This window comes from Flavobacterium sp. SM2513, from assembly GCF_050908145.1.
GTDB lineage: Bacteria > Bacteroidota > Bacteroidia > Flavobacteriales > Flavobacteriaceae > Flavobacterium.
The window spans coordinates 2,506,285-2,529,959 of record NZ_CP194228.1 but is presented as its reverse complement, the minus strand read 5'-3'; the positions used below and the strand labels follow the sequence as shown (position 1 = coordinate 2,529,959).

Here is a 23,675-nt window from a genome sequence, read left to right as displayed (position 1 = left end):
AACTAGTCTACCCCGCGTCCGTACGAACAATGTCATTAAACTAAGGAATAGACTGACCTCAAAGTGGTCAGATGTTTATCGAAAAAATGCTCCGCTCTTCGATGGTCTCTGGCCTCCAAGCCCGATAAATGCAAACTTTAAAACAATATCATTAATACTAACTTACCAATTTACTAACTATCGCTGCATGGCTATAAATACACATTTTCCTATTTTTATGCATATAATTTTCTATATTTGGAAGTAATAAAACAGAGTTTTTTTTACAAAATGAAATTGTAAATTAGTTGGAAAAAATGAAAATTAAAGCAATAATATTGATCCCGCTCCCACACGAATCCCTTCTTCTTGTGGGATAATTCAGAAAGTGTTATTTTAGCTCGCTCTTCGATGGTCTCTGACCTCGAAGCCACTTCATTCTTTAAACAAACATAAAATATCAAAAATCAACATACCGCCTGTTCGTCGTGAATCACGCCAAAGCTCGCTCACCGCCTCTCCACCATCCGAAAAGCCGACCAAATCCTAGTCCTAGACGGCGGAACCATCACCGAAAAAGGAACCCACCAAGAATTGATTGCATTAGAAATTGGAATGTACAAGAACTTGAGTTCGTTGCAGTTTAGTTATGAGTAGCGTATTAAGATTGGAGTATACAGAAGTAAGATGGGGAGTATTAAGAGTTGAGTATTAAGAATTAAGACAAGGTGTAGTTCGTTTGTTTTAGATTTTGAATTCGTTCGATTGTAACGGCAGGTGTCTTTTTTTTGTAATCAGAGGTTGGTTGACAATCTGCTGATTGTTCTCATTGTTGAGGCTTGATTGAGGTAAAATATTTTTTATTACCTCTTAATATTGCTCTAAAGTAGCATTAGATATAATATATATATGCTTTAAATACGCTACATATACGCTATATATACGCTATAAATACGCTATATATACGCTATATATACGCTATAAATACGCTATAAATACGCTATAAATACGTTATAAATACGTTATAAATACTCTATAAATGTATACAATGTATAAATTTAATTTATATCTTTGTACTCTAAAAAGTATTTGTTATGGCAAAGCAAGGAGGCATGTTTCCGTTAGATGGTACTCTAGGAGGTATCAATTTTTATAAAAGAAAAGGCAAGTGGGTTGCTCGAAAAAGTGGTGGTGGTTTCACTGGCGAAGCTATTAAGACAAAGGATTCTATGGCTCGTGTTCGGGAGAATGGTAGTGAGTTTGGGATTACTTCTCGAGCTAAGAAATTGCTTCGGATGGCTACGGACTTGGCGTTATTTCATATTAAAGATGTGAGTTTGCACAGCAGAACGATGTCGATGTTACAGCAGGTTAAGGTTGAAGACTTGCATTCGGAACGTGGGAAGCGTTCGGTATGGGAAGCTTTCAAAACTGTAGGTGGTAAGAAATTGTTGACCGATTTTTTGTTTGCCCCCAAACAGGACGTTTTGTCTTTGTTTACTGCACGTCCTGTTGTTGGTTTAGCTGGACAAACTTGTGTGGTTCCACCGGTAGTTGGTCCTGCATTGCTGTTTAAAAATAGTACCACTGACTTGCATTTTCATTATTACGTAGTGGATTACGATTTAGCAGAAGGAAGTTTCTTGACGTATTCGGCTGAGACTGTATTTTTGTCTAAAGAGCAAGTGGTTTCGTTGCCTCCCTCGTTTGAAATTTCGGACTTGCCTGAGATTAATGGCCCTCGTATGGCTTTTTTAGCGGTACAGTATTACCAAAGCCAAAATGAGAAGTTGTATGAACTGAAGGAACAAGGCATGGCTGGCGTGCGGTGTTTGGGGGTTTTTAATGCATAAAGGATTGAGAACGTGAGGACTTTTGCCGCTAAGGCACTAAGGTTCTAAGTTCTTTAAAATAGAGGGTGTTTTTCTTTGGATAAAATGAACCAAAGTATTTCAATTTAAGTTTTTAAAAAAAAGGAACACGGATTGGAGTAATTTGATTAATTGGGAGAAATTTTTTGTGATGGTAATTGTAATAATTGAAAGCCGATTTGGTGTGATTTGTACTAGCCTTCTCATTGAAAACTGTTGGTAAAAAAAAGGAACACGGATTGGAGTAATTCGATTAATTGGGAGAAATTTTTTGTGATGGTAATTGTAAAAATTGAAAGCCGATTTGGTGTGATTTGTACTAGTCTTCTGATTGAAAAGTGTTGGTAAAAAAAAAAAAGAACACGGATTGGAGTAATTTGATAAATTGGAAGAAATTTGTAAGGATTGAAGAATGGAGGGATTTTGCCACGAAGCCACGAAGGTTCGAAGTTTTATTTTAAGTTTTTAAGACGGTTTACTTAGGGAAGAAAAAAGGGAACACGGATTGGAGTAATTCGATTAATTGGGAGAAATTTTTTGTAGTGGTAATTGTAATAATTGAAAGCCGATTTGGTGTGATTTGTACTAGCCTTCTCATTGAAAAGTGTTAGTAAAAAAAAGGAACACGGATTCGAGTAATTCGATTAATTGGGAGAAATTTTTTGTGATGGTAATTGTAATAATTGAAAGCCGATTTGGTGTGATTTGTACTAGTCTTCTGATTGAAAAGTGTTGGTAAAAAAAAAAGAACACGGATGGGAGTAATTTGATAAATCACTCGAACTGACGAGGACACGAGAAGCTTTGCGTGAGGGTTCTCGATACAATTTTGTTTCATTGCATTGCACAAAAGCACTTGAACTGACGAGGAGGACGGTTCTCGATACAATTTTGTTCCATTACATTGTACAAAATCACTTGAACTGACGAGGACGGTTCTCGATACATTTTTTGTTCCGTTTTACTTCACAAAAAACACTCGAACTGACGAAAATAATCCTATTTTAATTCCACTGCGATGCCTTAAAATCACTGGAACTGACGAGGACGGTTCTCGATACAATTTTGTTCCATTACATTGCACAAAATCACTCGAACTGACGAGGACGGTTCTCGATACATTTTTTGTTCCGTTTTACTTCACAAAAAACACTCGAACTGACGATGAGTAATTACAGATCGTTATTATTAAAACCCAATATCTTATTTTATATCTCTTCGAGTGATTTTTAAAACTAAAAACGCTAGTTTTTGTTTCTAAAAATAGTATCGAGAAGCTTTGCGTGAGGGTTCTAGATACAATTTTGTTCCATTACATTGCACAAAATCACTTGAACTGACGATAGATTAGCTTCGTTCTATTCAGTGACTTGGGGTGATTTTTTTTTATTTCCACTGCACAAAAAACGAACTGGCGATTCACAGTAACTGAAATTCCTTTGTAATTTATTTTACTTAAGCAGTTCGAGGTCTTGGAATTTCTTCCTAGTTGATTGGCTGCAGCTAGTTTTAAGAAGCCGTTTTGTAGTCCCACAATGTGAAGCAGATTGAAGTAAGCACCAATAGCTGCACTCGGATTTCCTTTTTCTATTTGGTATAAAGTAGTACGTCCGCTATCCGCTCTTTCTGCTACTTGTATAGCCGTTAGCTTTCTTCTTTTCCTAGCCAGCTTTAAGTTTTCGTCCCTCTATTTTAATTGTATTTGGTACTTAGGTAAAACGGTTTGTTTTTTACTACTCATTTTTATAAATGTTCATTATTGTAAACTAAAACAGTCTTTATGTTCGTAATAACGCATGTTTGTCACTTTTTTTATTTTTCAAGAGTTACTGATTTATAAAGTACATTGATTTATAAATTCCTGCCCTACAATAAAACAGCATCCTATCCCAATTTGTATAAGGACTTAAAATCTATTCAAACACCTTAATCCGATAACTCCATAAATGTTGACGGTATATAATGGGTCCGCGTGTCCGCCGTGGAGGATTCAGCAAAAGGCGCACTGATTGTTAGCCGTGGCGAACCCAAGGAGGACCTATCTGTTAGCTATTCGTTGTTTTTTTATTTTTTGAGATGTGGCAAGATATAATTTTCAAAAATCATTTCTGGCTGCTGTGTTTTTCCGTTTCTGAAATTTCCAGATGTAATCACTGCAACGGTTTTTAAACTGGGAATAACAAAAATATATTGACCACCCGCTCCTCTAGCTTCAATAGATTCAAAACTTTTTCCATTAACTTGATAGGTATGGTGCCACCATAAATATCCGTATCCATTTTTGTCTTTGGTGTTTTCTAAAACACGGTAATTTTTAAAAGAATGTTTTATCCATTTACTAGATATGATGCGCTTTGAGTTCCATTTTCCATCATTCAGATACAGTTCTCCAAATTTCAGCATATCGGTAGAAGTAAGATACATTCCACCTCCAAAATACGGATTTCCATTCAAATCAGCTTGTATGATATAGTTTGAAATAGCTAGTTTTTGAAATAGATTTCTATCCATAAATAGTTCTACTGGTTCTGTAATCATTGAATCCATAGCAATTCCAAGTAAATAAGGATTTGCAGAACCATAATTGGCTTTTGTATTTGGGGTATTTATCATAGGTACAGCTAATATTGTTCCTATCCAATCCTTTGCTCTTTGAAAATTATCTTCAGTGGCAGGCGATTTTAAATTTGCATTTATTCCATAATCAATGGCGTCTAATCCTGAACTCATTGTTAAAAGGCTCTGGATATTTATTTTCGCTTTTAAAGGGTCTTTTTGAGCTTGATATTTTGTGGGTAAAAAATCAAAAATAGATTGATTCACACTTTTGAATAATGATTTATCTAAAGCAATGCCCACTATGGCTGATGAAATACTTTTTGCTGATGATCGCATATCGTGTGGTATATTTGCGGTATAACCCTCAAAATAATTTTCATAAATAAGTTTGCCCTTTCTCGAAATTAAAACCGAATGCGTATTGGGTAATGAATCCTTTAAAATAAGATGTTCCATTTCGGTAAGTTTTAGAATAGAAGTTTTATGATTTGTTTCAAAACCACCAATTTTCCAATCGCTTTTGGATTTTTTTAATTCTATTTCTGTGATTAAATGGGTTCCTAAATAGATACCTAGTTGAATTGTATTAGGTGCTAATTTTCCTTTAAATTGCAATCCTGTTTTAAAATCAGAAAAGGATATGATATTATTTTCTTTTTGGAAATTATCGCACCAAGTTCCAGTAAAACGATTGTCGCCTAAAATGGGATACGCTTGATATTCATTTTTAGAACCATTTTCTACACTTAAATAAAAATCTTGTGATTTTAGTTCGGTTACCATCAAGATATTCCAATCTCCTGTATAAGAATTGTGGTTTGATTTTGTTAGTTTTAAATGATAAAGTAACAAACCCGATTTAATAAAGCCATTAATTTCTTTATTATCCTTAGACAGAATACCCTCAAAAAATAAATTTTCAGCAAATGGTATTTTTATTTTATTAACACTAGTCGCATCAAATGGAAAATCAATACTATTTTTATTGTTATAAATTTTGAAAACAGCTTTTTCAAATCCTAAATCAGTAATTTCAACTTTTAAGTTGAACGTTTTGGGATTTTCTATTTTTCCTTCCCAATTATCGGTGTAGTCTGCCATATCTTGTGCATTGACAGCAAACGAAAAAAGAATGAATAAAAAGAGCAAGGTGTTTTGAAATTTCATAATGTGATTGATTAATGATGTTTTGCAAAGATTACTTTTTAACTTAAATCACCATTGTATAAAATTAACATTATCACATTTTTTTAAATAATTTTGTTGGAGTGGTATTGTAGATTCGTTTGAAACTTGAAATAAAATGACTTTGGTCGTAAAATCCGCATTGATAGCAGATGTCTGTCATTGAAATTTTATTGGAAGCAATTAAATTAAATGCTTTATTGACTTTTAATAGCCTAATATAATCGCCTAGACTTGTCCCAAAATAGCGGTGAAACGCTCTGGATAAGTGAATGGGATGAATGCCTACTGCTGAACTTAAATTGTTTAAAGAGTAATCCATTTGTTCCTCCAATAACAGTTCGTGAAGTTTATTTGCCCAATCCGGTTTTTTAACACTTATTTTTTGGTCTGCTTTTAGGTTACTAAAAACTTCAATAAGTAATGTTTCAATACCTAAATTTGAATATTGGTCTTTTATTTTGGATTCAACATATACTTTATTCATCAAATTTTTAGTCAACGGACTTTTTATATTTATGCTTCCTTCAAAGTCAGTTAATTGAATATCATAATTTAAAAACCAATTTTCATTCAATTCAATATGAAATCCTCTGGTATATTCGGGTGGTTTTATGTTGTAATGTGCGTCTTGCCAATTGTGAAATAACAAACTTCCAGGTGCTAGATAATAGGATTCTTTTTTATTAGATTCAAAAAGTTTACCTTGAAGTAAATAGGTGAAATAGGGATTTTCGTGATAATGCCAATCCACTTTACGATGGGTATATTCCGTATCCGTTATAATTATATTTTCAAACGCCGCCTTTTGGTAATGTGTTCCGAAAAATTCTCCCGTCTTTAGTAGATTCATCTGTTTTTTTTTGGTTGCTGAGCTAAAATTAAAACTAGCGTCACTTCATAATAAAACCGCCACCTTATTACTTCCAAATATATAAAACTTTCACACTTACCATCACAAAGTCCCACATAATAAAATTCCAAACCTATTAAAACCTTCTCTCAACTAATTACGCTGTCCCATACCCATAAAACTACCCGATGGCGCGGATTTGCAATCCGTTCTCGCACTCAAATCCCCCCTTTGGGGTCTAGGGGGTCTTTCAACCACCTTAACGGTATGCAATCGGTTCTGCCGATAATAATCGGGACAGGCAATTCAACACAGGATTACCTCATTGATTTCTATTTATTCTAGTATTCGGTGATTTGCAATTCATTACTTCGTCGGTTCGCTGTCGCTAGGGTATTGGCTTTTCAAGCTTAACGAACCACTAGCTGTTGGCATGAGGTTTTTATTTTGAATTTAAGACTTCTTCAATGCTATTATATGCGGTGAGAACGTACTCAATATTTGGATTGTCGTTATGATACAATAAAGAAGTATAAAGTAAGAATGTTGCTCCATTTGCTTCACAATTAATAACGTTATCAATTTTCGTTACAAATGCATTGAAAGTACTATTTAAATACCATCTATCAAATACATTAAATCTAATTTCTGCTTTTTCTTCATCTTCTGAACAAATATAAATTAAAGAATTTTGAGCATTTTCAAAGAAAGATTTTATGATATCGTCCATTTTTCTCGCAACAGCACTATCAAAAGGTTCAATAGCGTCAGTAACTTTTTCAATAATAACTTGATATACATTTTCAATAGTATCTTCAGATACAGAATCAAGAGTTTCATCAATTATAAATACAACTTTATATTCGATGTCGTTTTTCGTAGTAAAATTATAAGTACTTGTAACTTCGTTAAAAGTCCAGTTATAAAGGCTTGGCAAACTTAATACCTTTTTGAGTTACTGTTTCAATAGAAGTGTTTCCTTTCAAAAAAGAACGAACAGTAGCTTTATCTGCAACCATTTTGGTTATAGATTTCAATATTGATTCTTTTGTGATGATTTTTTTCATACTGCAAATATATAACTTTCTCTAAACTAAGCAATTGCGCATTCAATTATTTTAACATTTGCAGCTACGCTGTCAAGGATGATTTTTTTCCTATTTACGATTATCTTCAAGAAAACAAATAGTTTTAATTAAATCATTTTTTATCAAATACATACTGTTTATCTTAACTTTAACCCCACAAAAAAGGAGGACACTTAATCCTCTTCATATTTTTCACATCACCTTAACAATAACTCCATACTTGTTAACGGCATGCAATCGGTTCTGCCGATAATAATCGGGACAGGCAGTTCAACACAAGATTACCTCATTTATTTCTATTTAATCTAGTATTCGGTGATTTACAATTCATTACTTCGTCAGTTCGCTGTCGCTCGTGTGTTCGGCTTCCAGCCGCAACGAAATCCTAGCTGTTAGCTGTAGTTAATAATTTTCAAGATTTTTTATTTCAGGATATTTGTTTTCGTCCATATTCTGTGGTGGATAAAAAAGAGTAAGATTTGTTAGTGTTTTAAAGAAATCAGGAGGTAAATTTTTAATATATACTGTTTCATTAAAACTTGAAATATCTAATATTTTAAGTTTTTTTAAATTCAAGGACTCTTTAGGTAAAGATGTTAATAAATTATCTGCCATTCTAAGTTCTCTAATATTTGAAAGTTTGAATAATTTTAAAGGTAATTTTTTCACATTATTATGGTCGATTTCAATAACTTCGATATTTTTTAAACAAAATATTGAATTTGGAATTTTTGATAAATTACAATTGTTTAATCGAATTGTTTTAAGTTTATTAAATTCACATAAAATGTTTAAGTCTACATTTTTCAAATCATTTTCACTTAGGTCTAATATTTCTAAATTTCTAAATTTTTTTATTTCTTTTGGTAATAAATTTATTTTCCAATTAGATAAATTTAATTCTTTAATTTTTTCAGGTTGTAGGCTATTTAAAATTGATAATCTTCGTTCCTTTTCTAAACTGTCAAAATCAAAATCTTTATTTCTGATTTTTAATTTGAATTTTCCTGAAATTGTTGTTGTGTCAACAATATTTTTAGTTGAATCCAAAACAAATATTCCTTGATAAAATAATTTTCCAGTTAATGTGTCATCAATTTTATAATTTGATTTATTTAACACCAAACTTTGTTTAATAACCTTGTATTTATTTCTATACGTACAGTCATGTTCAAATAATTTGACTTCAAATTTGCCGTTCGAAATCAAAATAAAAAGTGTATGACTTGGTCCAAGTCCTTGATGGGTCTGGATAAAAATAGTATCGTTTGATAGATTGCAAATTCCGACATTATCGGAAAAATAATTAAATGAATATTTTATTCGTGATTTCCGAGTCCAATTTATTTCAAGTGTATCAGTAATTGATTTCTTTAAATCAAGATTTACTGTAATATTGTTACTTAAAATTTCTTGATTAGATTTTTTGTTAATACAAGAAAAAATAGAAAATAAAAGAAATGTAATTGGTATAATGTTTTTTTTCATTTTGATTCCATAGCTAAACTTTTGTTAATCGGGCTTAAAATTAGTTAGATTTTTGATTTTGAGAGTAATTGCAGTTAACTAGTAAATATACGCAAGTTTATACACCTTTTTCAAATTAAACTTTCCCACCTCCTATTTAGTACCCCTTGCGCATTAACCTTCCAAACATAAGCATAATTTTCCAATTGTAATTACGGTTTGCATGTCGGAAGCATTCGCAGAACAAGGTGTATTTTTATAGAAAAGCTGTGCGGGTGATGTTGTTCTGGAAATTTAGATGCTGCGAAGTCGGAGACGTTTGTAGAGCGTCAGACTTCGGAGAGCGGGTATTTATTTATTTCTATTTTCTAAATCTTTAGTCAAACTTTTAACCACTAATTCGTTAAATTTTTTTGAATCTGAAATAGTGTCAATTTTATTAATTGTTTTAATATCTTCGATAGCCTTTTTTAATTCACCATTTCGTTTATACAAAAAAGCTCTAATCCTATATGGATATTCTGATTTCGGATTTAGTTTTATAGATTTATTTATTAATTCTAATGATTTAATAAAGTCATTTTCTTTAATTGCAATTTCAGATAATTTTCCAATATTTTTTGCCGTTTCAATATTTCTTAGAACCAACATTTCTATTGAATCTTTATCTTTTATGTTTGCAATATTATTATAAAGGAACTTATTTTCAAGTATTTTTCCAAATTCCTTCTGATAAGTCGGACATTCTTCAATTAATTCTCCAATTAATTTACTCAACTCATTTTTGGTAAAGTTTTCTAAATCTGTATTTTTTTCTATTGCATTTTCAATTGTCAAATTTTTATTAAAATCTGTCAAACAACTATTTAATTTAGTATCTAAATTAGTTTCTGCACTTTTTTCAAAACAGTTACAAATATCATTAACCGAATAGATTTTATTCTCTTGGGTTTTACAACTCAATAAGATTAGTGAAATTAATACAAAATATAAATTCTTCATTTTTATTTTCTGATTTTCCGTTACTAATTTTGCTAGAAACCTGACGCACAACGTTGATGTGTAAGATTAGTTGCGTGTTTTAAGCACTAAAGTTAGCAAATGAGTCACAAATAGAAAGTCCGCGAGGACTTTCGTAAATCGGCTAGAACCAGCAATTAATTTTACACGGTGTTGTAAAACGTTTTATTTATTCATTTGATTTTCAAATTCATTCAATATGTAATCAGTATCATTTTCTGACAGTACTTTAATTTCCATATTGTCTTTTACCTCATTTTTCGGCATCATCGTATTCATCAGAATGATTTTAAAAACTTCTTTCCTTTCTTCAACTTTTTCATATTTTTTTTCATTCAAAACGCTAATGAATGCCTCTTTCATTTTCAGCCAAAGATTAATTTCTTTGTCAATATTAAGGTCACGTTTAAAATTCGTAATTGATTCTTCGAGAGTTATTGGATAAACTTCCTCAAAAGTTTTATGAATTGATTTGATTTTTTCGGTTTGACTTTCAGACAATTCATTGTGTTGAATTGGTCCAGGCGTTAATTCACTTGGGTCAATCATTATAGTCTTGCTATCTTCTTTTTTTTTCTTATTCGAGCAAGAGACTAGTAGTCCAATTCCAATTAGAGCAAGTAATATTAATGTTATTTTCATTTCGTTTGTTAATGTTTTACAACTAGTAAATATACGCAAGTTTATACACTTTTTTCAAATTAATATTTCTCACGTCCTATTCAGTACCCCTTGCATATTGACTTTCCAAACATAAGCATAATTTTCCAATTGTAATTACGGTTTTCCTCTCGGAGGCATTTGCTGAGCGATGTGTGTTTTTATAGAAAATCTGTGAGGATGATTTTATTCTGGAAATTTAGATGCTGCGAAGTCGGAGACGCTCGCAGAGCGGTCTCATTTTTATGGAAAATCTTTGAGGGTGATGTTCTTCTGAAAATTTAGAGGCTGCGAAGTCGGAGACGTTCGCAGAGCGTCAGACTTTGGAGAGCGGGGGATTCTTAACTCGTATAATATGGTAAAACAAATTTCATAAACCAATTGGGTAATTGACCTGTTTTCAGCTCCATATTGCCTTTGTAAACTTCCGCCAATAAAACTTGTTCTTTACCCGAATTATCAAATAAATAAGCACGATGGCAATGTGGTAGAGCCAAATGAAGATTCTCTAATGTTCGGAAGTATCGTTTAACAATTTTATCCGTCGGTACCTCATGACCTCCTTTTTCAACCCTATTATGTACACGAGATACGTTTACTTCGGGACTATCAATGCAAACAAAATAGAGATAGGCTGCATATCCCAAATCAACCACTGTAGTAATTTCGTCAATTTTGGAAGTATGACTCATGACCGTTTCAAAACTGAAAGATTTGTTTTGAGCCATAAGTAAGTGTCTTATAAAAGACGCTATAAATGCACCTTCGTAACTATGGGTTTCTTTGGAAGTATCAACAATAAAATTTTCTTTAACAATGACATCTATGATATGTCCCTCATCATTTGCTTTTTGAAAAAGAGTTTGAGATGCAGGAAGTGCTATAAAATTATCTAAGTCTTTTTGAGTTGCAGTAATACCTATTTCTTGTAAATCGATTAGACCCGAAAAAGTCAACTTCTTTTCAATTTCATCCGCATTGATAAAATAGCCTGTATTGTAATTTTTGGAAAATTCACTAAACAAAGTGCTTTTCCCAGAACCATTCGGACCTGCAAAAATTCTTATCTTTTTACTTGGCACGTAGAACTAATCCTTTTTTAATTTCGAAAGGAGCGACAATATTTTCCTCGATTTTTCTTATTACATGAACCGTGCCTTCTGCACTTTCTTCATAAACTGTTCCATCTTTAATGTAAGTAACCGTTAAACCTAATGCTCTGGAAGCTCGATTAGCTGTCGCAGAAGCATCCTTACTAGCTCTCAATAAAGCATTGGTTTGCGGGGTATCTTTTCTAAATACAACTTTGCTTTCCATAATCTATTCTTTTGATGTATTCTTTAGTACTACAAAGATACTTAATTAAATCAATAATATAAAGTAGGACAGCAACATCTATGCTTAACTTTACCAATTGCTATTCATACCTCCTCAATTTCTTTACTATATAAGTCAGTAGAAATATTATGCTGTTTCCCAAAAAACGCACAACTTTTAGTTTAGATTTAAGACAGGAATAAAAAGCCTAAATTAGAAGAATTATGTCAACAACAAGAAGAGCATTTTGAAATCCGAGACGTTCGCAGAGCGGGGTATCAGACTTAGGAGAGCGGGTTTTCGTAAACAAGCAGGAACTAGCCATTAATTATAAACGTTGTTAGCAATAGTACTTTTTAATGATTTATTTAATTTCTCAATATATTCTTTTCGTTCAAGTAATTGACTCATATCAGCGTCAAATGTTTTGGTTTTGTTTAATTTCGGAAATGATAATTTATTTTTTGCTATTGAATTTGAAATCAAAATATTGAAGTAGTTATAAATTAGGATTATTTTTTGCAAAATGTCAGTTTCAACAATTTCAAAGCCAATTTTTTCTGCTGTTCTTTGATTTATTATGTAGCTCGTCCCTCTAATTTTGATTTTCTTATCATTCTCATACTTTTCGATTAGGTGCAAAAGTCCATCCAAATACTGTTGGATTATAAAATTGGTTCTTTGTTTTCCATTCATTTTTTTGTCAATTACGAAATAGTAATCAAATAAAGTTCCACCGTGAATTTTGATTAGTCCGTTTTTCGGTTTTTCGGTTATAAACAAAGGTGAATAATAAATCATTCTTCCCTTCTTTTTTAAGGAAGGCATATCGATGAATGGTGCGATTATAGTTAAGTTTATTGCAAATGTCAAAATTCCAATCAGGTATATCCCTGAATAGATTGATATACTAACTGACAATAAAATAATTATAATAGAACAAATCGCTATCACAATTAAGATTCTATTTTGCTCTTTTTTATTCTTATTATAAAATCTATGGTTCAATTTTTATGAATTTGTTTTTTTTATTATTGCTAACGTTATGCCACTTTGAGATGGCTGGAAGTTCGTAACCTATCAGTTTTCGGCTTAACGAAAACTTGATGCGAAACGATAATTCCACTAAATTCCAGCTATATCAAAACAGCTGTTGTGCGATCGCTTTTTTACGTTTCATTATTCTCCCCATAAATTGTAAACACTCATTTGGGTTTCATTTTCGTTTATCAATATAAAACCATTTTCTTCTGTAGAATTGTCAGTTCCAGGTTCAATTGTTATAAAGTTAGTTTTAAATTTATAAAGTGTAATGTTGGAATTGATCCATCTTGGGAAATTTTGATAAGTTTCATCATTTTCTAATTTTGGTTGAAATCCTGAATATGACAAAGGAAAAATTAATTTGTTTCCAATTTTCCAATTTCTAATAATTTCAGATTTAAATTTTTCTTTTCCAGTTAATTCCCATCCATTTTCTTCTGCAAATTCAATTACTTTCTTTGAATCAAAAGTATTTACTGCTTTGGTTTTCCAATAGATTGCTCGATTTCCGCCGTATGGACCTTGGTCATTTACATTTTCAATTATAAGTTCTGTTTTATAATTTTTCCAAAATTCGGCTGGAATTAGTTTACTACAAGAACTCAATAAAAATATCAAGGACAAGACAAATAAAAAGTATAATTTTTCTTTTTTCAATTCTTAATTTTCTTTATTTCGTTCAGTTTTTCTAAAGTGTCGCACAACTAGTAAATATACGCAAGTTTATACACCTTTTTCAAATTAATATTTCCCACCCCCTATTTAGTACCCCTTGCGCATTAACCTTCCAAACATAAGCATAATTTTCCAATTGTAATTACGGTTTTCTTGTGGAGACGTTTGCATATCAATGTGTGTTTTTATAGAAATCTGTGAGGGTGCTGTTGTTCTGGAAATTTAAATGCTGCGAAGTCGGAGACGTTCGCAGAGCATCAAATTTCAGAGAGCAGGGCGACAGACTTCGGAGAGCGGCCTTATTTGATTTTTATTCCTTTTGTTACAGGGAAATTTTTGCCTAAATGACTGTAAAGACGTCTTACTTTTGAACGCCAACTTATTTTTGCTTCAATCCAAGTTTTGCTTCCCTCGATGATTTGTATGGTATCGTTTGTGTGTGACGGAAATTTTGAATAATCGGAATTATCACCAAATTTTAATAATAATTCTGGATTGTCAATAGGGGTTTTGTTTTTACTTAAATCAAATATTGTTTTATCTACTTCTTTGTTGAATTTAAGTATTTTGACTTTTAAGTCTTCATATAAATCGATTAATGAAATTGTATCAGTTATGAAGTCTAAATCGTAAATATCTCTTTTGGTAGAACGATTTGAGGTGCTGATTAATTTGAATAAACCAGTGTCTCTTTTTGAAAGTAAACGTATTCCTTGATTTACTTCTACCTCAAACAAATTCTTCCTATTTTGAAGTATCTCCACTTTAATGGTTACACCATCTTCTAAATCAAGAAAGAAACGCAGAAAGCAATATTGGTCGTTTATATCACAAGGATCATCAAAGCTTTTTGCTTTTGTACCAAAGTAGCTTTTGACTTCATTTTCGATATTTTTAAAACCCTCTTTACCAATTATTCCATCGTAAAAGAAATCAATATCATCAGAAACTCTATGATTGAATTGTAGTGCCAGATTTGTACCACCACCTAAAGTAAATTTTGATACTGTTGGTAATGTTTGTAATTCTATAATGGCTTTAATTATTGCTGGAGTAACTGCCTTCATAGATTAAAGCGAAAAACGAAGAAATGGCTTTACATTGTATCTTTTTGAAACACTTATACAAACTTTGTTACTGATATTCTCTGTCGTTAATTTTAAGTATTTAACAATATCATTAGCAGAATACAGTGTTTCTAATTTTAGAATATCTGTTTCAAATGTATCTGGAGTTGTTGCATACAAAGCCCTTGGTATAATAATAGACTTGTCTTTAGAAAGATTAAGTTTATTAGGATCCATATCCCAAAATAAGTGTTTGGGAAAAATTGTTGCTATGTTTACAGACTGTTTCAAGTGTTGTTTATTTATTTTTCTTTATTGGTCACTTGTAATGCCTACTTTAATTTTTTAATTTAATTTTCTTTTTGTTAGGCATTTCACTATGCAAAAATACTGAATTTAGTGCTATATAGAGCATTACGATAAAAAAGTTTAACTTATTTTATTTCAACGACTTAATAAAAATAAAAAATTAATAGATTTAAAAAAACAATTTTTAATCAATAATGCTTTCTTAAAATGAAATTAGTGAAATGAACCAGATGGCGCGGATTTGCAATCCATACTCACCCCCTATAACTCAATAACCTTTTAAACTCAAAGCTTGTGCTCGTTTGTAACGAGTACCTACTTACTTATAAATACTGGTCTAAGCGTTTGCAACGCGATTCGTAAAAATCCTCTTCTTTTATAAAAACACATCACAACACCACCCCCTATAAACCTATAACCTTTTAAACTTTTAACCCTTTTTTCCTCCTTCCTACCCCACAAAAAAATAGGACAAATAATCCCTTCATATTTTTTCCAACACGTTAACAATAACTCCTCAAGTAATGACGGAATATAATCATTTCCAGCCTGGATACCGTGAAGCCTTCAACCCCTATAACCCATAACCTTTTAAACTTTTAACCCTTTTTTCCTCCTTCCTATCCCACAAAAAAAGAGAACCCTAAACCCTCTTGATATTCATTCAAACCACTTAACGATAACTCCATAGTGTTGACGGCATGTAATCGGCGAACCCAACAAAGTCTTAACTGTTTGCTACTGGTTTGTTTTTATATATTCATGATTTTGTCGATTTTATTTTGTGTATTGTCAACCGACTTCAAGAATGGAACTAAATCAGGATTTATCCATTCCACTAAACTGTAAAGTTTTCTCCTAATAGCAATTGCCTCGGTACAATCTATACTATTCCCATGGAAACAAATCGGCTCACAATGATTTACACGATTTCGAAAACTCCTTAAATCATCAAGCTTTGAATATAAACTTGCTCGATCTTCTACACTTGGCTTGTTTGGGAAAATATGTATGGGCTGTCCACCAATTAAAGCATAATGATGAGGTAGAAAAAAAGCAATCCAAAATCCAAAATTTTGATCTGAAATTATTTTTCCATTAGTAATTGGGATAGCCCGCCTTGTTAAATTGCTTTCTGTTTTGCGAACGGAAGACCTTAAAAAATAGTGAGAACTATTCAAAGAAGGGTGGCTCATAAACCCTGTTTTTTGATTTATTATCCAATCGGGATCTGCAAAATGAGTTGCCATTTTTAGGCAAAGACTATTTCTTAGAATAACTTCGAATTGACTCAAAATTGGATGGAAAGCCTGAGCCAATCTTATGTTCGCATTGTATAGCCTTTTAGCTTTATCATTGTTATTTGCTGTTGCAGCTAAATATCTATTATATCTAGGTCGAGATAAATATCTATAACGTAATTCCTTTTTCATAAATTTTGCAAGTTCGATATTTATTTGTACATTTGCAATGTATAGACTTGGTCAAGCCTCTTTCTTTCGTAGAAATGTAACCAAGTAAAAGATTAAAGATGCTCTAAATTTTATTTAGAGCATTTTTTATACTTATAGTTTTCAACTTGCTGCTAAAATAAGTCCATAAGAAACATCCGTCTTATTACCTCCAAATATAAAAAACTTTCTATATAAAAACGGAATATCCCTTTTTTTAAACACCGTCCTATCAACTGCTGTCTGCTTTCGCTGACGGACTGGGTAATCCAACAAAATGCTTTAGCCAAATTCCAATCCCACAAAAAAAGGAGAACCCTATCCCAATAATTACCGGAACTTCATATCCATTCCAAAACCTTAACGATAACTCCATAAGTGTTAACGGCATGTAATCGGTTCTCCCGATAAAAATCGGGACAGGCAGTTCAACACAGGATTACCTCATTGATTTCTATTTATTCTAGTATTCGGTGATTTACAATTCATTACTTCGTCAGTTCGCTGTCGCTCGTGTGTTCGGCTTCCAGCCGCAACGAAATCCTAGCTGTTGTGTATAGTTTTTTATTTAATAATTTCAGGAAGAATTTTTAAAAACTCTTTTTTCCATAATTTTCTGTCGTGACCACCATTATATATGTTTAATGAATGTTTAAATTTTTTTTGAGTTAAGAACTCATCAAATTCTTTTATTGCAATGATTAATGGAAAAGGTTCTTCGCTACCATATGATAAGTAATAATAAGGAAAATTAGATTCTGTCCACTTTAAATTTCCATAATTTCCACCTGCCATTGAAAAGCATAAATAATTTGAAAACAAATCAGGATTTTCAGACCCAAGTGTAACTCCAAAACCAGCACCATTTGATGTTCCATAGAAGTGTCTGCCATTTTTACTTTTAGCTACAGAATATTTTTTCTCTATCAAGTTAATTGCTTCTTCAGAGAAAAATTTGAAGTGATTTGAAAAACGGGAATTTAATAAGGTGTCATTTTCATCAGCCCAATCTTTTATGTATTCAAAATTTCTATATTCAAATTCAGAGTTTGGTACTATTGTTTCATTAGAATAAACACCTACAAGAATAAATTCAGGTATAACTTTAGTGGCGATAATTGAATCTAAAGATTTGGCGTATGAATCAATTATAATTTGACCATCTGTGGCATAAATAACTGGATAAGTATTCTCATTTGTGTAACCTTTTGGAAGATAAGTTGAAATAATTCTATGTTCATTCAAGTATGTGCTAAAAATTGTGTCTATTACAATTTTAGACTCACTATTTGGTTTCTCAATTGCTTTTTCTATGCTAACACATGATGTTACACACAATATAAATAATATTGCTGTTGTTGGTAAAATAAATATTCTTTTCATTCAGTTTTAATAAAATTATACACAACTAGTAAATATACGCAAGTTTATACACTTTTTTCAAATTAAAACTTTCCCACCTCCAATTCAGTACCCCTTGCGTATTAACCTTCCAAACATAAGCATAATCTTCCAATTGTAATTACGGTTTTCCTGTCGCAGGAATTCGCAGAGCGATGTGTGGTTTTATAGAAATCTGTGCGGGTGCTGTTGTTCTGGAAATTTAGATGCTGCGAATTCGGAGACGTTCGCAGAGCGACAGACTTCGGAGAGCGGGGGGACTCTAAATCCTCTTAAAACTCACTCAAACAACTTATCGATAACTCCATAAGTCTTTAAGACAAGTAATACGTTCCTCAACACAGGATTACCTCATTTATTTCTATTTATACTAGTATTCGGTGATTTACAATTCATTACTTCGTCCGTTCGCTGTCGCTCGGGTGTTCGGCTTGTAGCCGCCACTAAATCCTAGCTGTTGTGCGTTCGGCTTTATTATTTTGTCTGTTCTATTAGTTCAAGTCGTTTAACAATACTAAATTTTTTTAAAATTGTTCCTGGTGATAATACTGCATTTGCTCCGATTTTAGAATTGTCACCAACTAACGAACCAAATTTTTCTGTCTTTGTATCGATAAGATTTCCATTTTGTGTTACAAAGATATTTTTATCTCGTCTTTCGTTATAATGATTTGCACAAATAGAACCTGCTTCAAAATTTATGTTTTGCCCAATAATGCTATTTCCAATATAATTAAAATGTGCTATTGCAGAGTTGTCAAAAATTATTGATTGTTTAATTTCCGAACTTGGTCCTACCTTTACAAATTTATTTAAAAATATTGGTCCTCGTAAATATGCATTTGCTCCTACAAAACAGTATTCAGAAATGATAATTGTACCCTTCAATATTACACCTTGTTCGATTATTGCAGTCTTGTGGATAGCAATGTTATTTTCAATATTATAATTATGGTCTAACGTTTCTATGATTTGCAATAATAGGGATTCTAAATTATCAATGATTTCCCAAGGTTGAGAGTTGCCGATTTTTGGAAATTTAGCTCTTATATTTTCAATGTAATCTTCAATATTTATCATAATTCGTAAAGCTCAATTGGTAAATTATCAGGGTCGTTAAAAAATGTAAATCTTCTACCCGTGAATTCGTCTATACGTAATTTTTCGGTAGGTATATTTTCAGATTTTAAAAATTCAATTTCGTTCTCAATATCTCGTACACCAAAAGAAATATGTCTTAATCCTGTGGATTCTGGTCTTGTTGTTCTTTTTGGTGGGTTTGGAAAAGAAAAAAGTTCAATTAAATATTGTCCATTAAGTGAAAGGTCAAGTTTAAATGAATTTCTGTCTGATCTATAAATTTCTTTATCAATTCTAAATCCTAAAATTTCCGTATAGAATTGTTTCGATTTTTCATAGTCTGAACAAATTATAGCAATATGGTGTAATCTTTCAATTTTCATTTTAGTCTATGTTTCGTTTTTCTAAGCTGACGCACAACGTCAGTCTGTGAAAAAACCTCCGTTTTATTACTTCCAAATATATAAAACTATTTGCATAAAAAGACAGGATTTCGTATTTTTAAACATGCAGCACATCACCGGAATTTCCCGTAACCAAATGACCATAGCGTCTTTAGAATCTAGTATTTCTACCGATAATCCCATTCGATTTATAGATGCCTTTGTAGAGAATATCGACTTGAAAGCCTTAGATTTTACAGTACAAACCCTAAAATCAGAAGGTAGACCAAGTTTTGATACCAAAATCTTCCTCAAACTCTATTTGTACGGCTACCTTAACGGACTTCGTAGCTCCCGCAAACTCGAAAAAGAATGCATTCGAAATACCGAAATGCAATGGCTTTTGTGTGGCTTAGTTCCCAATTACCATAGCATATCGGACTTTAGAAAACACAATTCAAAAGGACTGAAAAAGCTCTTCAAACTTTTTGTGTCCTTCCTTAAAGATGCCGATTTAATCGCAGGAGAAACCATCGCCATTGACGGCACCAAAAGCAGAGCACATAACAGTAAGAAAGCCAACTTTAGCCAAAAGAAAATAGAGAGACACTTGGCTTATATTGAAGAAAAAACACAAGAGTATTTGACTGACTTGGAGCAAAACGACAACCAAGAAAACAGCACCAAAATCACAAATATTCAAGCCAAAATAGAGCGGTTGAAAACCAATAAAATCAACTACGAACTTTTGGCTGAAAAACTAAAAGAAAGCGGAGAACCCCAGATTAGTACAACCGACGAAGATGCACGAGCCCTTTTGGTACAAGGAGTTGTGGTAGAAGTGAGTTACAACATTCAAGCAGCGGTGGACAATAAACACAATTTAGTTGTAGCTACTCACACTATAAATAGGAACGATTTAAATGCTTTAGGAGCGATTGCTTTGGAAGCCAAAGAAAATTTGCAAGTCGAGACCATGACCGTTTTAGTTGATAAAGGCTACCACAACGGGCGAGAAATCGCCCAATGCAAAGAACATAATATTACCACCATTGTCGCACATCCTACTCCAGGAAGAAGCAAAGAAAGCGTGACCCAACCCGAATATTTGGTAGCTCAATTTAAATACAATAAATCAGACGACACCTATACATGTCCCCAAGGAGAAACCTTAAAAACCACAGGAAGATGGCATAAAAAAAGCGGTAGAACCGAGCAAAGTGGTTATCAGTTTAAGAAATACCGAACTCCAGCCTGTAAGGAATGTCCCGTAAAACATTCATGCACCAGCAGAACAGGCGGAAGAGAAATAGACCGAAGCGAATATGCCGATGCCGTGGAAGAAAACAACAAACGCTACCAAGAAAACCCGCAATTGTATCGTAAACGGCAGGAGATAAACGAACACATTTTTGGCACCATTAAACGCCAATGGGGTTACAACCACACCAACTTAATAGGACTCGAAAAAGTAAACGGCGAACACAGTTTAATCATGCTGGTTTACAACATCAAACGCACGATAAATATCTTGGGAGTTCCTGATTTAATTGCCAAACTTAGGAACTGGAAGTCGCCTTACAAGACCAAAGTCTTGCTTTTGCTGAAAACGGACTATTTAAAGCTTAAATTAAGCCTTGTTTTCTGCCCACTTAAATTTGCAGCCTAAAAAAAAGGCCTTCTTAAAAGGCCTGATTTGGGTTGTGGTAAAAGAAAAATGTGGGAATTTTAAAGAAAAAAGAGGTTATTTCACAGCCTGACGTTTTGCAGATTTGCGATGGGCGGGCTTTTCAGCACAAATGATTATTCGGAGAACTGAACTTTGTGTAACCACAAAACTGTCTGCGGAGCACGAAACCCCGCCGATTGCAAATGTGCTGTTATGCGTTGCCATTTTCTCCATTTAGATATTTATCAAAGTCAAACAGTCCGCCATTAACATCGTCAACAAATTGTCTGACTGATTTATTTATGAGTTCAATTTTATACGGGTCGTGAATTATTCCGAATACTTGTCCTTTGCTGTCAATTGCTATGTAGTTGCCGTCTTCAAGGTCTTTAATTTGGAAGTATGTCTTGCCGTCAATATCAAATTCACCAAGGTCTGTCAGGCCAAGTTGCTCACAAATTAAACCGCTAACGAGTTTTTCAATTTTTGTGTCTGCGGCAAACTTGCTTTTGCTTTTCCTAAATGATGACAAGTCAATTCGGAAGTTATTGAAGTCCAAAATATTTTTTTCAATTTCAAAACCTATCCAAAGTCCTTCGTGAATTGTAATGTTTAATTGGTATTCTTGTCCGTCTTGTTTAATAATGATGTTTTCTAATTCAAACTGTTTCCCTTTGGTCATTGACTTATCGGATTGCGATGGGTCAAAACCTATTGAATAGAAGTGTCCTTTCATTGCGTGATTTACGGAAAACCTTCTATAAAGTCCTTTGTCAAGTCCGTCTGCTAAAAATTTAAAGTCAGCCGGTAATTGCAAAAAGACTTGGCGGAAAAAGTCGAGTGCCTTTCCGTCAATTTTCCAACTTGTCTTTTTAAATAGTCCAAACATTGTTGTCTGTCGTTTTATGGTTACGCACAACTAGTAAATATACGCAAGTTTAAACACCTTTTTCAAATTAAAATTTCCCACCTCCTATTCAGTACCCCTTGCATATTGACTTCCCAAACATAAGCATAATTTTCCAATTGTAATTACGGTTTCCCCTACATCCCAAAGATGTTCGATATTTCAACTCCCATACCTCCACAACTACCTCATTTTACCCCACAAAAAAAGAGAACCCTAAATCCTCTTCAAATCCAAATCCATTCAAACACCTTAACGATAACTCCATAAGTGTTAACGGCATGTAATCGGTTCTCCCGATAAAAGACAAGACAGGCAGTTCAACACAGGATTACCTCATTTATTTCTATTTATACTAGTATTCGGTGACTTGCAATTCATTACTTCGTCAGTTCGCTGTCGCTCGTGTGTTCGGCTTCCAGCCGCAACGAAATCCTAGCTGTTGTAAGTAGTTTTATTCCTTTGATTTATTCGTGTCCAACATTTTGATTATTGTATTTTGAAACTTTTCTGGCTCATCTTGATGTATTTGATGCCCAGAATTTTTAAATAAAAATAAATCTTTCTTTGGTGCTTTCAATTCTTCAAAATATTCTTCTGTAATTTTTGTCGATGTTTGAATATCGTTTTTGCCTACGAAAAAATAAACTGGACAGTCCACTTTCTTTAAAGTCTTTGGTAAATCAATATTCATTACTTCGTTCCACACAGGCGACCAAGTTTTTGACCATTGAAGAAAACCGTTTTTGAAATCATTACTTGTTGCAAATTCTTTACCCTCTTTATAAAAAAGCCATTTTCTTAAATAAAACAGGTCTTCGTCAGTTGTAAAAGGAATTTTTACGCTCGCTAATTCTTTAAGAGCAAGAACATTTTCTTTAAAATGAATTTTCAAAGTTTTGAGTAAATCTTTCTCACTGGGTAATTGACTTATAACTGGATTTACTGCAAAATAAGAATGTAGTAGTTCAGGATGATTTTTAACGATCTGAAAGCCTAAAACATTTCCCCATGAACTGCCTAATAAATATATTTTTTCTTGGTTTAACTCCTTTCTCAGAAAACTTATAACTTGATAAGTGTCCTCTTCCATTTGTTCAACTGACGGTTGTGTCGGTGAAGGATTTAATTTCAATGTTTTTCCTGCATCTCTTTGGTCCCATTGAACAATGGTAAATTTATTTTTCAAAATGTTTGTATAAGAGTCCGCATTCTTCATCATTGAACTTCCTGGACCACCTGATAAAAAGAGTAGTATTGGATTGTTAGAATCATCTGTTTTAATTTCTATGACTTGTTTTATTCCGCCGATTTCAGTTGTCAGAAGCGTGTCAATCTTGACTGAAATATTTTCAGCCTTGAGTTCTTTTTTATTTTGCGAATTACATTCGTAAGATTGAAATAAGATTGCTAATAGGAGTAATATGAAATTTTTTCTCATTTGCTATATTTAGATTTTGGATTCTTCGATTTTTGTTAAAATTTCTTACAACTAGTAAATATACGCAAGTTTATACACTTTTTTCAAATTAAACTTTCCCACCTCCTGTTCAGTACCCCTTGCATATTGACTTCCCAAACATAAGCATAATTTTCCAGTTCTTATTACGGTTTTCCTCTCGGAGGCATTTGAAGAGCAATGTGTGGTTTTATAGAAAATCTGTGAGGGTCATGTTGTTCTGGAAATTTA

22 protein-coding genes are annotated in these 23,675 nt (G+C 32.7%); 2 read left to right on the top strand and 20 right to left on the bottom strand.

Annotated elements, in window-relative coordinates:
- Positions 1–1,073: 1,073 nt before the first annotated feature.
- On the top strand, positions 1,074–1,832 hold the full coding sequence (locus tag ACQ5J2_RS10605; protein ID WP_432670379.1) for a hypothetical protein: 759 nt from the start codon (positions 1,074–1,076) through the stop codon (positions 1,830–1,832).
- Positions 1,833–3,177: 1,345 nt separating this feature from the next.
- Here ACQ5J2_RS10605 and ACQ5J2_RS10600 read toward each other — a convergent pair.
- The 18 genes from ACQ5J2_RS10600 to gloA2 all read right to left on the bottom strand — a co-directional run bounded on the left by ACQ5J2_RS10600 (position 3,178) and on the right by gloA2 (position 19,409).
- Complete coding sequence (locus ACQ5J2_RS10600) at positions 3,178–3,489, bottom strand: hypothetical protein (RefSeq protein WP_432673300.1); 312 nt, start codon at positions 3,487–3,489, stop codon at positions 3,178–3,180.
- 425 nt (positions 3,490–3,914) lie between these two features.
- Positions 3,915–5,576, bottom strand: coding sequence for a serine hydrolase domain-containing protein (locus ACQ5J2_RS10595; protein ID WP_432670378.1), 1,662 nt, complete (start codon positions 5,574–5,576; stop codon positions 3,915–3,917).
- Positions 5,577–5,649: 73 nt separating this feature from the next.
- Entirely contained in the window at positions 5,650–6,447 is a 798-nt protein-coding gene (locus tag ACQ5J2_RS10590) for a helix-turn-helix domain-containing protein (RefSeq protein ID WP_432670377.1), read from the bottom strand.
- Between the two features lie 442 nt (positions 6,448–6,889).
- Positions 6,890–7,384, bottom strand: coding sequence for a DUF6169 family protein (locus tag ACQ5J2_RS10585; RefSeq protein WP_432670376.1), 495 nt, complete (start codon positions 7,382–7,384; stop codon positions 6,890–6,892).
- Positions 7,368–7,514, bottom strand: a complete 147-nt coding sequence (locus ACQ5J2_RS10580) for a hypothetical protein (RefSeq protein ID WP_432670375.1) — start codon at positions 7,512–7,514, stop codon at positions 7,368–7,370. Before ACQ5J2_RS10580 ends, ACQ5J2_RS10585 begins: the two co-directional genes overlap by 17 nt.
- Positions 7,515–7,937: 423 nt before the next feature.
- On the bottom strand, positions 7,938–9,023 hold the full coding sequence (locus tag ACQ5J2_RS10575) for a leucine-rich repeat domain-containing protein (protein ID WP_432670374.1): 1,086 nt from the start codon (positions 9,021–9,023) through the stop codon (positions 7,938–7,940).
- Between the two features lie 330 nt (positions 9,024–9,353).
- A complete protein-coding gene (locus tag ACQ5J2_RS10570; RefSeq protein WP_432670373.1) occupies positions 9,354–10,004 on the bottom strand; it encodes a tetratricopeptide repeat protein in 651 nt (216 codons plus the stop codon).
- Positions 10,005–10,187: 183 nt separating this feature from the next.
- Positions 10,188–10,664, bottom strand: a complete 477-nt coding sequence (locus tag ACQ5J2_RS10565) for a hypothetical protein (RefSeq protein ID WP_432670372.1) — start codon at positions 10,662–10,664, stop codon at positions 10,188–10,190.
- A 359-nt stretch (positions 10,665–11,023) separates the two neighbouring features.
- Positions 11,024–11,764: a zeta toxin family protein gene (locus ACQ5J2_RS10560; RefSeq protein ID WP_432670371.1), complete on the bottom strand. Its 741-nt coding sequence runs from the start codon at positions 11,762–11,764 to the stop codon at positions 11,024–11,026.
- Positions 11,754–11,999 (bottom strand): hypothetical protein, encoded by a 246-nt coding sequence (locus tag ACQ5J2_RS10555; protein WP_432670370.1) that lies wholly within the window; start codon positions 11,997–11,999, stop codon positions 11,754–11,756. Before ACQ5J2_RS10555 ends, ACQ5J2_RS10560 begins: the two co-directional genes overlap by 11 nt.
- Positions 12,000–12,323: 324 nt before the next feature.
- Complete coding sequence (locus tag ACQ5J2_RS10550; protein WP_432670369.1) at positions 12,324–12,800, bottom strand: hypothetical protein; 477 nt, start codon at positions 12,798–12,800, stop codon at positions 12,324–12,326.
- Positions 12,801–13,178: 378 nt separating this feature from the next.
- A complete protein-coding gene (locus ACQ5J2_RS10545) occupies positions 13,179–13,700 on the bottom strand; it encodes a hypothetical protein (protein ID WP_432670368.1) in 522 nt (173 codons plus the stop codon).
- Positions 13,701–14,017: 317 nt separating this feature from the next.
- Entirely contained in the window at positions 14,018–14,785 is a 768-nt protein-coding gene (locus ACQ5J2_RS10540; RefSeq protein ID WP_432670367.1) for a nucleotidyl transferase AbiEii/AbiGii toxin family protein, read from the bottom strand.
- Positions 14,786–14,788: 3 nt separating this feature from the next.
- A complete protein-coding gene (locus tag ACQ5J2_RS10535) occupies positions 14,789–15,076 on the bottom strand; it encodes a DUF6922 domain-containing protein (RefSeq protein ID WP_432670366.1) in 288 nt (95 codons plus the stop codon).
- Positions 15,077–15,846: 770 nt separating this feature from the next.
- Complete coding sequence (locus ACQ5J2_RS10530) at positions 15,847–16,527, bottom strand: hypothetical protein (RefSeq protein WP_432670365.1); 681 nt, start codon at positions 16,525–16,527, stop codon at positions 15,847–15,849.
- Between the two features lie 582 nt (positions 16,528–17,109).
- Complete coding sequence (locus ACQ5J2_RS10525) at positions 17,110–17,928, bottom strand: alpha/beta hydrolase (protein WP_432670364.1); 819 nt, start codon at positions 17,926–17,928, stop codon at positions 17,110–17,112.
- A gap of 492 nt (positions 17,929–18,420) precedes the next feature.
- Entirely contained in the window at positions 18,421–19,026 is a 606-nt protein-coding gene (locus ACQ5J2_RS10520; protein ID WP_432670363.1) for an LpxA family transferase, read from the bottom strand.
- Positions 19,023–19,409 carry an SMU1112c/YaeR family gloxylase I-like metalloprotein gene (gene gloA2 / locus ACQ5J2_RS10515; RefSeq protein ID WP_432670362.1) on the bottom strand — a complete coding sequence of 129 codons (387 nt, stop codon included), beginning with the start codon at positions 19,407–19,409 and terminating at the stop codon, positions 19,023–19,025. Before gloA2 ends, ACQ5J2_RS10520 begins: the two co-directional genes overlap by 4 nt.
- Before the next feature lie 124 nt (positions 19,410–19,533).
- Between gloA2 and ACQ5J2_RS10510 the strand changes: the two genes are divergently transcribed.
- Positions 19,534–21,078: an IS1182 family transposase gene (locus tag ACQ5J2_RS10510; RefSeq protein WP_432670361.1), complete on the top strand. Its 1,545-nt coding sequence runs from the start codon at positions 19,534–19,536 to the stop codon at positions 21,076–21,078.
- A gap of 211 nt (positions 21,079–21,289) precedes the next feature.
- On the opposite strand, the gene ACQ5J2_RS10505 is transcribed toward ACQ5J2_RS10510, so the two are convergent.
- Positions 21,290–21,967, bottom strand: coding sequence for a hypothetical protein (locus ACQ5J2_RS10505; RefSeq protein WP_432670360.1), 678 nt, complete (start codon positions 21,965–21,967; stop codon positions 21,290–21,292).
- Between the two features lie 472 nt (positions 21,968–22,439).
- Complete coding sequence (locus ACQ5J2_RS10500) at positions 22,440–23,426, bottom strand: alpha/beta fold hydrolase (RefSeq protein WP_432670359.1); 987 nt, start codon at positions 23,424–23,426, stop codon at positions 22,440–22,442.
- Positions 23,427–23,675 lie beyond the last annotated feature (249 nt).

Bases quoted from the DNA above. Each gene is read 5' to 3' on its own strand.
- ACQ5J2_RS10590 (WP_432670377.1), bottom strand. From the start codon at position 6,447: ATGAATCTACTAAAGACGGGAGAATTTTTCGGAACACATTACCAAAAG.
- ACQ5J2_RS10525 (WP_432670364.1), bottom strand. From the start codon at position 17,928: ATGAAAAGAATATTTATTTTACCAACAACAGCAATATTATTTATATTG.
- ACQ5J2_RS10570 (WP_432670373.1), bottom strand. From the start codon at position 10,004: ATGAAGAATTTATATTTTGTATTAATTTCACTAATCTTATTGAGTTGT.
- ACQ5J2_RS10530 (WP_432670365.1), bottom strand. From the start codon at position 16,527: ATGAAAAAGGAATTACGTTATAGATATTTATCTCGACCTAGATATAAT.
- ACQ5J2_RS10605 (WP_432670379.1), top strand. From the start codon at position 1,074: ATGGCAAAGCAAGGAGGCATGTTTCCGTTAGATGGTACTCTAGGAGGT.
- ACQ5J2_RS10565 (WP_432670372.1), bottom strand. From the start codon at position 10,664: ATGAAAATAACATTAATATTACTTGCTCTAATTGGAATTGGACTACTA.
- ACQ5J2_RS10500 (WP_432670359.1), bottom strand. From the start codon at position 23,426: ATGAGAAAAAATTTCATATTACTCCTATTAGCAATCTTATTTCAATCT.
- gloA2 (WP_432670362.1), bottom strand. From the start codon at position 19,409: ATGAAAATTGAAAGATTACACCATATTGCTATAATTTGTTCAGACTAT.
- ACQ5J2_RS10505 (WP_432670360.1), bottom strand. From the start codon at position 21,967: ATGTTTGGACTATTTAAAAAGACAAGTTGGAAAATTGACGGAAAGGCA.
- ACQ5J2_RS10595 (WP_432670378.1), bottom strand. From the start codon at position 5,576: ATGAAATTTCAAAACACCTTGCTCTTTTTATTCATTCTTTTTTCGTTT.
- ACQ5J2_RS10555 (WP_432670370.1), bottom strand. From the start codon at position 11,999: ATGGAAAGCAAAGTTGTATTTAGAAAAGATACCCCGCAAACCAATGCT.
- ACQ5J2_RS10520 (WP_432670363.1), bottom strand. From the start codon at position 19,026: ATGATAAATATTGAAGATTACATTGAAAATATAAGAGCTAAATTTCCA.
- ACQ5J2_RS10580 (WP_432670375.1), bottom strand. From the start codon at position 7,514: ATGAAAAAAATCATCACAAAAGAATCAATATTGAAATCTATAACCAAA.
- ACQ5J2_RS10540 (WP_432670367.1), bottom strand. From the start codon at position 14,785: ATGAAGGCAGTTACTCCAGCAATAATTAAAGCCATTATAGAATTACAA.
- ACQ5J2_RS10550 (WP_432670369.1), bottom strand. From the start codon at position 12,800: ATGATTTATTATTCACCTTTGTTTATAACCGAAAAACCGAAAAACGGA.
- ACQ5J2_RS10575 (WP_432670374.1), bottom strand. From the start codon at position 9,023: ATGAAAAAAAACATTATACCAATTACATTTCTTTTATTTTCTATTTTT.
- ACQ5J2_RS10510 (WP_432670361.1), top strand. From the start codon at position 19,534: ATGCAGCACATCACCGGAATTTCCCGTAACCAAATGACCATAGCGTCT.